The organism is Faecalibacterium gallinarum, from assembly GCF_022180365.1.
GTDB lineage: Bacteria > Bacillota > Clostridia > Oscillospirales > Ruminococcaceae > Faecalibacterium > Faecalibacterium gallinarum.
Map to the genome: position 1 here is coordinate 1 of NZ_BQKV01000105.1, position 1746 is coordinate 1746.

Consider the following 1746-nt stretch of genomic DNA (forward strand, 5'->3'; position numbering starts at 1 on the left):
TCATTGACTATCTGGATTACTACAATAACCGGCGTATTAAGGCAAAGCTAAAGGGCCTGCCGCCTGCAATTCACAGACAACAAGCCCTTTCGGCTGTTTGAACTATTTTTATTTCAAATTATTGTCTAACTTTTTGGGGTCACTTCATTTTTACACGGCGGCTCTTTTTGGTTGGGATGGATAAAACAACCCCTTATGTAGATGAAACGTTCCGCTTCCTTGGAAAGGAAGCTTTATAAATACGCTCTTTCGCGGAGGCCTAGGAAGGTCAGTTCGACAGCTGGAAGAAAGAAACGGTATACTGGATGGCCGCAGGCTCCCCTTTCAGGATGACCGTGACCAAAAACTCGTCGCCAGCCCGGCAGACGACATTTGGCCGGAACATAATACAGCCGGTCTGCCCATAATTGCCGTTATCCACAGCAAAATTAATCCCGGACGTTTCGCTGGAAAATTCCCATGTTCGGCCATTCTTCTGCTGCACAATGACCCGGACCGAATCCTTATTCACCGTGCGTCCCAGCGACAGGGACCAAAAAGCACCGTTGTCGAAACTTTGGGAGGGATTGTTGAAGTACTCGATGGGAGTGACCTGCGCAGGCCACGCAACGGTTGTGTTGCTCCCTCCGGACGCGCTGCCAAAAGCATACATCGAATAAAAATTTCTATATTGGGAGCGGCTGTTCGGAACAGCGCCCATGGAAACCACTTTCATCGATGGAGCAAGGCACCAGCGACGATGCCCCAGGCTGGACACATCAACGTCTGCCATGTATCCCAAAAGCGACCAGTTCAAGGTCTGATATCCGGCGCCCAGGTTGCTCGTGCCGGCGCCTGAGCATGCATCATCATACAGTTCGTCCGAAATTCCCGCGGGCCGGTCCGGCGTGTGACTGATGTTGCCGTTCATGGCGTTCACAAGGCAGGCGGCCTGCTGGAAACGATCCAATGAGTCATCCCATGTGACGTTGTAGTTTAGACCAGCAATGAATCGAAACTGGTTGAGGATAGCCAGGGCGCTGTCTTTGGTTTCCTGGCTCAAACGGCCCGGTATTTGGGAAGAGATGGAAGACGGTTCAGCGAATTCAACTGGGTCGCTGAAGGATGCCGAGCTGCTTTTGATGTACCGGATGATCTCACTTTGGGTATGACGGGTAACGTTCAAACCATCCGTAGAAAGATCGTCTGGCAGCGAGACATCCTCCCCGGATGGTTCTTGGCCCGGGCCCGTATCGGATGTATCGCCCGATGAGGAACCAGGCCAGGAGGGAAACGATCCACCTGACGAACCGGATCCACCAGGCAGCGCCGCGCCACAGCTGCACAGCAGGGCAGCCAGACACACGGCAGCAACCGCTTTGGAGAGGCAGCAAGACAGTTTCATTCTGATTCCTCCAGTCTGAATGAGACAAATCATTTTGTTAAATTCTTGTTTTTTTCGTTCTATCACATAAAAACCGGGTTGTCAAGGCTCTTGCTGAAAATTGAATAGACTCACAGCGGCGGTTGCATTGGCGGGCATACCGTGTCTGGATAATACCGAACTGGATTCCATTCTCTAAGCCGCGTATTCCGGTCAGTTGTTTTATTTTCAAAGAATAATGATCCCCCGGCATAGCCGGGGGTTTTTCATATGCGGGCATAGCCCTAGAATACTAGCCACGCGTCACGTCGCGTAAGTACGATCTGCCAGCCGCGAAAGATTTGTTACTTCCCGCCCGTAAACGGGCAATTCAGCTTACTGCT

Annotated in this window: 2 protein-coding genes; one reads left to right on the top strand and one right to left on the bottom strand. The window is 51.5% G+C overall.

The annotated features are described in order from the left end of the window. Positions 1-101 (top strand): IS3 family transposase (locus JCM17207_RS12250; protein WP_238317912.1); only part of this gene is annotated, 101 nt, incomplete at its 5' end. A 167-nt stretch (positions 102-268) separates the two neighbouring features. Here the strand turns inward: JCM17207_RS12250 and JCM17207_RS12255 are convergent. Further along, positions 269-1384, bottom strand: coding sequence for a CAP domain-containing protein (locus JCM17207_RS12255; RefSeq protein WP_238317914.1), 1116 nt, complete (start codon positions 1382-1384; stop codon positions 269-271). Between the last annotated feature and the right edge of the window lie 362 nt (positions 1385-1746).

Bases quoted from the DNA above. Each gene is read 5' to 3' on its own strand.
- JCM17207_RS12255 (WP_238317914.1), bottom strand. From the start codon at position 1,384: ATGAAACTGTCTTGCTGCCTCTCCAAAGCGGTTGCTGCCGTGTGTCTG.